Annotated in this window: 4 protein-coding genes; 1 reads left to right on the top strand and 3 read right to left on the bottom strand. The window is 49.3% G+C overall.

The genetic code is table 11. From position 1 onward, the window contains the following. Window positions 1-657: 657 nt before the first annotated feature. The 3 genes from Q0991_RS14415 to Q0991_RS14405 all read right to left on the bottom strand — a co-directional run bounded on the left by Q0991_RS14415 (window position 658) and on the right by Q0991_RS14405 (window position 7,419). Window positions 658-1,113, bottom strand: a complete 456-nt coding sequence (locus Q0991_RS14415) for a hypothetical protein (protein ID WP_299489467.1) — start codon at window positions 1,111-1,113, stop codon at window positions 658-660. Between the two features lie 586 nt (window positions 1,114-1,699). Beyond that, window positions 1,700-2,227 (bottom strand): CDP-diacylglycerol--glycerol-3-phosphate 3-phosphatidyltransferase, encoded by a 528-nt coding sequence (pgsA, locus tag Q0991_RS14410; protein WP_299489466.1) that lies wholly within the window; start codon window positions 2,225-2,227, stop codon window positions 1,700-1,702. A gap of 5 nt (window positions 2,228-2,232) precedes the next feature. Beyond that, window positions 2,233-7,419 carry a translocation/assembly module TamB domain-containing protein gene (locus tag Q0991_RS14405; RefSeq protein ID WP_299489465.1) on the bottom strand — a complete coding sequence of 1,729 codons (5,187 nt, stop codon included), beginning with the start codon at window positions 7,417-7,419 and terminating at the stop codon, window positions 2,233-2,235. A 328-nt stretch (window positions 7,420-7,747) separates the two neighbouring features. Between Q0991_RS14405 and Q0991_RS25180 the strand changes: the two genes are divergently transcribed. Further along, on the top strand, window positions 7,748-7,832 hold an 85-nt coding region (locus Q0991_RS25180), incomplete at its 3' end, for a DUF3110 domain-containing protein (protein ID WP_366524962.1).

Genomic DNA, 7,832 nt, shown 5'->3' with positions numbered 1-7,832 from the left:
CCAGATTGCCATCAAGGCACTGATGACCATGTTTGGTAAGACTTTTAGCTTTAGAGCCAACAATAATTTCTATCGGTAATGTCATAAGACGATGACCTTCACAGAATCTGCACTTTAGGGAAGTAAGTGCTATGCTCTGGGTGCATGGGGACACCAAGGACAACGCCTCAGAGAAGGGCGGAATCTATGTAGATGCCACTTGAAAATAACCACCTATAAAAATTACGGGTGGTCTTCTGCGATCGCAAAAAGGATTCCCTCTCTCATAGAGCATTGTACACGGCGTTGACGCTTTTACTATGCTCGGTTTTAGAAATCAGGCGTTTAATGGGCACCAGCGTATGAGGCGAAAAGTTTTTGTGCTCATCATTCTCCTTAACCTTCGACATTGCCTCAGCCAAAATCAACACTCTAATCAATTTTTAGCAGCAGTTTTGGCGGTTATTAAGCGCTATAAGAACGACGACAGCACTATCCGTACATCACATCCTGCAGTTAATAAAATCTGAACGGTAAAATCACCTCAATGCAAAAAACACCAACTAGTTCTTTGGACCGTTAACGCAAAGAACCAGTTGGTGAATTGTTCAATTAGGTTTAGCTGACAGCTAGAAAGCCCTAACCTCAGTCATTGTTGTGGGTAGAGTTAGGATGCCATCAAGCAAAGGCAACCTCATGGGAGGCATAGGCGGGTTCTTCCTGGTAAGACTGAGCGGGTGAATTCCGTTTTTGGCTGGAATGGGATACCTGTTGCCATGCCGCAGCCATCGTAGAAGGCAAGACCCCCACTAGCTTAGCCAAAATATCATTGGATATCATTTGAATTTCTTCTTTATGAAATTGTTGAGACAACATCTCCAGTACCGCAACAGCCCGTTCAACCGGAAGATCTTTTTCACAAATCTGCTGCATTGCTTCAATATCTTCCATTCTTCTTTGGAAGGCATCTTGGCGATCATCCAAGGTCTCAGGAACACTTAGCTCTGCTTGTCCCAAGGGGTGAATTGTGATGCACTGTAAATCAAACATTCCTCCAATGGCAGCACCGGGGCCAATATACTCGGCATAATAAGGCTTTTGCAAAATCAAACCTGCCGGAGAATTTTTAGACAAAAATAATAGCTGTCCGTCTTTCAGCATCTCAATAGGTTGCTTATTCTCAGAGTTGCCGGAATTATCATGTGAATGGATAACTTTCATATGATTGCTGGAGTTAAGTGACGATATGAGTGAGACGAAGGGACTTGACTATTTCTGATCACCCGGATCCTGCTTTACGGTTAAGCAAGATCTTCTTTTTCCAAAAGGGAGTGGGGTCTGGGTAGGCAGTATGTCCAAGAATTACGAATCTACTACTTGTAGTGTGCGCTAACCCATCAAAAAATTCTTCCGTGATATCACTGGAATACTATGTCCGTAGAAATACACAAGCTTCTCACACTAAGCCTTACAGGTATGTAGTAGTTAAATTTCTCAGTAATCTTGCGGAGAAAAAAACAAACAATTTTGTTGATTTTGAGTTGTGCTTATACCAATTTAGCTAGTAAGTCTACATCTACAGTTCGAACACATACTTTTGCATATTTTTTGCCCCCCCAAAAAGCCATTTGTGGGAAATACGGAGGACTAAAAATACTTAAGGAAATCTAAAAGAAACTTTCTAATTCAACGCACGCAACTGGGCAAGATTCACGATGTACTATGCTGATGCACTCACTTGGGGTAGAAGGTACACAACCCCAGAGGCAATGGTCAAGAAAATGGACAGGGCATAAATCCCTAAAGCAACCGTTGTCCATACCCCCGAAAGGGGAGCTATTAGGAGAGCCAGCGCAATCACCTGAACCACCGTTTTTATCTTGCCCCACCCATTAGCCCCCGAGACCTGAGCTTGCTGCACTCGCCACCCTGCAATAGCCAGCTCACGAGTCAAAACAATTACAACGCTCCAAGCAGGGATTTGATGGAGTTCAACCAGGGCAATCAGGGGTCCCAGAATAAGCAATTTATCCACTAGGGGATCGAGAAACTTCCCCAAATCCGTCACTTGATCCAATTTACGGGCAAGATAGCCATCCAGCCAATCTGTGCTGGCAGCAACCAAAAAGATTGCCAAACAAATCCACCGTACTGAGGGTGAAATATCCGCAACATCGGGCCGTAGTCCATATAGAAGAAAAGGGAGGGCAAACAAGCGCGAGACGGTAATCCAAGTTGCGAGGGTCATAAATGCTAAAACCGGATACGATATTCGAGAATGCCAACAGCTTCCCCATCAGTACTGATAGCACTGCGAACGCGCAGTTGATCATTAATGTCGTAACTGGCATTAAACAAAGTCGATTCATCTAATCCCGTTAAGATTTGTAATGCGGACACCGAAAAACGATCGGTTACGTCATATCCCAGCTCTGCACCAAATGCCAATACAGACTCATCTTGGTCGTCATTAGGGATTAACACCGGGAAGAGGCGAAAACTGGCCCGCGTCCCCAGTGCATCCGCAAATAATCCTTCAAAACCGGTTAAGAATGCTGAGCTGGCCAGATTGACGAGGGCTAACTCTGTGTTGCCATCTTCTAGAGAATTGGGGACGCTTCCCCCCAACAAGGCTAGGATTTCGCCTTCTGAGCGGCTAGGAGTACTGGAGAGTTGCACCACCTGATTAAAGTTATTGACCAGTTCACTGGCGCGTCCCTCCACCATGGCCCGAACTCGAACGGATTCAATGGCACCAACCCGACCAGCAGGCAAATCTTCAAACTCATTCAACTCGGTGGCCCGCCCCCCAACGATATCCGTTGCCGTGGTCACCATACCAATATTGAGATACGGATCTAATCCGAAACTAGGGTCGAACTCAGCAAAATTATCTCTGCGTGAGTCAATTCGAAAGCGGCTGGTAAACAAATTAACGGAGCCTTGACGAAAGCGAATCTTACCCTCAGGGCGAGGGGTATTCACGGAACCATTGACGGTTACCTGCCCTCCTGCAACAAAACTCAGCAAAGGGGGCTGTGTAACTCGAACATTTTCGTTGAGCTGAACCTTTAGATTATTAAACTGTAACGGTGCTGCGGTCGCTAATTGCCCCGGAGACTCAGAAGCAGCGACATTAACATCCGCCAAAATGACTTGTCCATTGGTCAACGCCATTACACCGCCCAGTTGAGGGGCAAGCAAGGCACCCGAAATATTCAGATCGCCATCGATTTGTCCTTTGTACAACCCTTTTACGTTGAGTTGGAGGCCCTTGAGAGCGACTTCTAAGGATGCTGAGGATGGTGAGCCTTCCGGCAAGAGAATGGGTAATTGACCTTTAGCTTCCAGTTCTCCGCGACTATACAGTCCGGTTAATCGATCAATCTGAAGATGATCACGATTAAACTGAATCTTGCCCGTGACCTGGGTAAGGGGTTCGAATAACAGATCAGACCCCAGGGTCGCTTGATTAAACTGAATATTCCCCTGCATGGTGGGTTGGGTTAAAGATCCGGTAAGCGCCAGGTCTACTTCGCCCTGTCCCCCAATCCAGCGAACCTGATCCGTGAATAGGTTGACCAGGGATAACCCTTGATCTTTCAGCTTCAGAGAGACCCGCAATTGATCGCTACTAGGCCCCACAGTGGTAAAGGGTAATTGATAAGGAATATTTCCTGCAAACTGCAGCGGAATCGCCTCTGACCCTCCCGCAAAGGTTAATCGTCCCTGATCGTAGTCAAAGGTTGTCTTAGCTTGATTGAGGGGAATGGTGTTCACCCTCGCTGCGGTCCAATTGAGTTCACCTTGTAAACGGGGATTAAAAATCGTACCTGCAAGGGTCGCATAACCATTGACGGTGCCCGCTACCTCAAACGGCAGCTCAAGAAACTGATTTAGCCCTTGCAAGGGCAAGTTTTTGAGGGTGAACTGCCCCGATTGCTGTTGGCGACCAATTGTCCCCTGGAAACGGGCTTCTTGATCCCCTGTGGCAATAAGGAAAGGGCTGAGTTTCAGGGTATCGTCTGCATATTGGCCTTTGGCAATAATCTGATCAACCGCATAATTCCCCCATTTGAGATCCTGACTTTTCAGGGCAAAGCGGGTATCGAAGCCTGATTGTAGCGATCCAGAGAATTGCAATCGCCCCCCCAGCTTACCGGTTAATTCAGTTAAATTCGGGAACAGGGGGTCCGGGGGAGCTTGTGCTTGTTGTTGCTGGGCCAAAGCATCCAACTCTGCTAGACGTCGAAGCTGCATCAGGAGTGACCCTTGGGCGGAGCCGACTGGTGATGTCTCAACGTCTGCGGCTTTCCCTTGAAGCTGGGTTTGAGGGGCAGATGGATTCAGGTCGAGCGAGGTGGCAGCCGCCAACAGATCAGCAAGTTCTGCCTGGCGGACGGTTAGGGTTCCGGAAAATTTAGGATTAAGGCCGGGAATGACGTTGGCTTGGATCTGATAGAGATTGGTGCGATCGCGCAATTCCCCCTGCTGCAAGCGAATGGTATCACCTGTGAATTGAAACCGACCTAAAAATTGATCTCCCACTAGCTTGCCAATAGCCGGTCGGCTCACCATCAGGGTTCCAGTTCCCGCATAAGTGGCCGGGTGAAGCGAAAACTGCCCCGAAGCTTTCCCTGAAAGCGGTCCGAGAGTTTCAATCGGTTGCCAATTTAAGGCCGCAAGGGGAACCGCTTGCAATTCTAAGTTCAGCTTTCCCTGCTCAGTCTGACCGACCGCCCAGGCTTGATCGCGGCGAATATCAAAGGATGTGGGTAATTGATTGGAATTTAAGGCGAGGTTGATGCGATCGCGCCGTCCAGACACACGCAAATCTAGCTGAGCTTGTTGGCCATAACGCATTTTGCCTTTAAGCACAGGCTCAAAGGGGACACCGCCCACCAGCAGGTTGTTCAGCTGTACCGTGGACTCTAGGTAGGGATCTGCCACCGTACCCGTTAGTTGACCGACTAGATCGGCCCGCCCCGCCATTTTGACTTGTGTTGGACCAAAGGGGGGAAACAGCCCCAAATCATAGCCCCGAGAACGAACTGCCAGATTCAGGGTTGTTAGCTGAGGGCCTTGAGGGGTATCAAAGTCCAAGCCCACTTGACCTTGGGACCAAAAGCCTGGGGCGGTGGCTTGATCCACCAGAATTTGCTGGCCATCCCACCGCAGTTGCGCCGAGATGGGGTCGTAAACGATGGCGATACCATCAGAAAAGAGTGCCTGTCCCTGGGCTCTGGCTGTGTTGACACTAAAGCCATCAAAGGGGCCTGCAATCTGGAGCTGCCCCGTCATCAGTCCCCGAGCATCGGGCGTGTAAGCCTTGAGGGCCACACCTGGCGTTGTTGTCGTAACGTTGACTCGGTTATCTTTAATTTGGCCTTGAGTGCGCAGTTCACCCCCAGGAATTTGAGTGACAATCCGTCTGAGTTGGGCAATATTTTGGCGGACAAAGATATTGCCTGTGGTGGGAAACTGCCCCTGTAGCGCTTGAAAATCGACATTAGTGCGCACGTCCTCGGGGGGACCAAAAACCTTAATCTGCCCCTGGAGGGGACCCAAGGGAAAACCCGGATCGGCTTGATAGAACTGTGCGATCGCATTCCCCGGAATATCGCTGGCTTCAAGCTGAGTGAGTAACTGTCCCCTTGGCTGGACCTCAAAGCGAGCGGTGCCCCGAAACCATCCGCCTACCGTTGGTTCGGCCTCAATATCCTCCATTTTGAGAAGGGCATCGGCCAATTTGAACTGTGCCGTTAGCTGCTTAAAGGGCACCCGATCCACTTTAGGCTGTTTTGCCAGTTGAACTGAACCCGAGAAAATTGGCTGATCAATGGGTCCATCAAATCGGAGATTATCCCCTTTGAACTGTCCAGTCACGGGAAAGGGTAAACCGGTTACTTGTAGGGTTTCCAGGGTGGGTTGAGCGTCTACCCACTCGGTCTTTCCCACCAAACTATAGCCGCGATCTGGGTCGATCCAACCCGTCGCCTGCATAGGTATCTGCCCATAGTCCCCTTGGAGTCCTTCCAGGCGAACCGCAATTCCCTTAAACCGAAGAAACCCTCTCACGCGACTAAAGGGTTGAGGAACGTTGACAATCCCCATTTCAACCCGCTTAAGTAGGGCAGTGCCTTGCACATCAGGGCGTTGTTTGGGGCGGAGTTTGACCCGGAGGCTAGCACTGACTTGACCCGAGTCGACAGTCACGGGCAGTTGAAAGGCTTGGTCAAAGAGAGGGGCGGGCAAATTCTGGAGCTGTAACCGCATCTGGGTCTGTTGCTCCAAAAAAGAAGCAACCCCTTTGGCCTTAAGCCGCCCCTGTTGGCCCATCCGCCCCTTGAGGTCAAAGCGGAATCGCTGCTTCAGCCCTGGGAAATTAACGGTCCCCTGGAGTTGAGAGAGGCGGCGAGGCCGCTGGCGTTGATTCTCTAAAATCAGATCTTCGGGAACATCTGCCCTCGCGCCTTCTAGGAAGGCCTCTCCCTTCAGCTCAACCGGACGCCGGGAGGGCACTTCAATACGGACATCGCTGCGAATCTTATTGGCTTGGATGCGAATAGCTTGCTTAGGAATCCAAATATCCCCCTGAGACAGAGTTGAATCCGAATGGACGATAACAGGCTGTTGTGGGCTTAATTGAACGCGGAATCGGCCATTGAACTGCCCCTGGTTGATCTGAAAAGGAAGCTTCGGTAACAAGCCCATTAAGGGAGCAGCCACCAGATCCTTAGTTTGGGCATTGATCTCTAGCTGCTTTTGAGCAGATTGCCATGCCCCTTTTACTGAAAGTCTCCCACCTGAATCCACCTGGCTTTGGGTATTGAAGTAGAGGGTGTCAGGATTGGAGAAATTGAGGGTGCCGTTAAGCTTGCTTAAGCGTCGAGTCTCAGTTTGGGCCGGATCGAGCTGAGCGATTCCTTGCCGCACCCGCAGTTGATTCAGCTTGACCTTAATCCAAGCCTCCGATGGACCCGAGCGAAGCCGTGTGGCAATCCATTCGCCATCTTTGGTCTGATCCAAGTACAGCTGGGGTTTAATCAGCGTGGCCTCTAGATGCAGTTTACGACTCCATAAAATCGGCAATAAATTAAATCGAATATCGACCGCCTCCATTTGGGCGGAATCAGCATCTGCTTTTGCACAACCTTGCTGAGGCGAACATGCGGGAATCTCCGAAGGGCCAAACCGAATATGGGTTAGGGAGTAATTTTGAACATCCCCAATTTTGACCGGGCGATTTAAGGTCTTACTCAATTCCTCTGCCACAAGGGGCGTTAAGTCCTCGTCAATAAATCGCAGCACCCACGTGCTCACCCCTGCGATCGCAGCCAGTAGCAATCCAACTACAATGAGCAAAACGTGAAGGCGAGTAAAGCGTCGATGGGGAGGAGATGGACGAGAGGCTTGCCCGGAAGGGGAAGGTTGGGGCATAACATCCCTCAGGGGGGTACCGTTGACAGATAAGTAGTGGGCCCTTTAAATCTAAGTCTGAATCAATGCACTATAACCTTATTACAGAAGGCTTTTCTAGGGGTTAGTTCCCTAGCAACCGACAACCCACAGCAGAGTAAAACTGATTTGAACAAGATCGCCATCTTCAGATATTCTGTCCCCCAAGCGAGGTTTCAATATAGCTCAGCGTGAGTTGTTTAACCTTGTTATCATTGCACAGACAAAAAACGATTATAGAGGTAAATGTTATTCTTGTTCAGCACCCTCTAGTGGTCGATCAAAGGTCTATCTATTTCAACTCAGGATCATGCGTGTATTTGTTTTGTTATTTAATGCTGGAACTGAGAACGAGGGCATTCACTCCTTACAGAAGCAGGTTTCCACGGATGAAG

The sequence above is a fragment of the Acaryochloris sp. IP29b_bin.137 genome, assembly GCF_028285745.1.
Lineage (GTDB): Bacteria > Cyanobacteriota > Cyanobacteriia > Thermosynechococcales > Thermosynechococcaceae > Acaryochloris.
Note: the sequence above shows the minus strand (reverse complement) of the source record. Positions and strands in the feature narration are given on the sequence as shown.

What these genes read in the sequence shown, in the direction of transcription:
- pgsA (WP_299489466.1), bottom strand. Translation starts at nt 2,227, where the DNA reads ATGACCCTCGCAACTTGGATTACCGTCTCGCGCTTGTTTGCCCTCCCT.
- Q0991_RS14405 (WP_299489465.1), bottom strand. Translation starts at nt 7,419, where the DNA reads ATGCCCCAACCTTCCCCTTCCGGGCAAGCCTCTCGTCCATCTCCTCCC.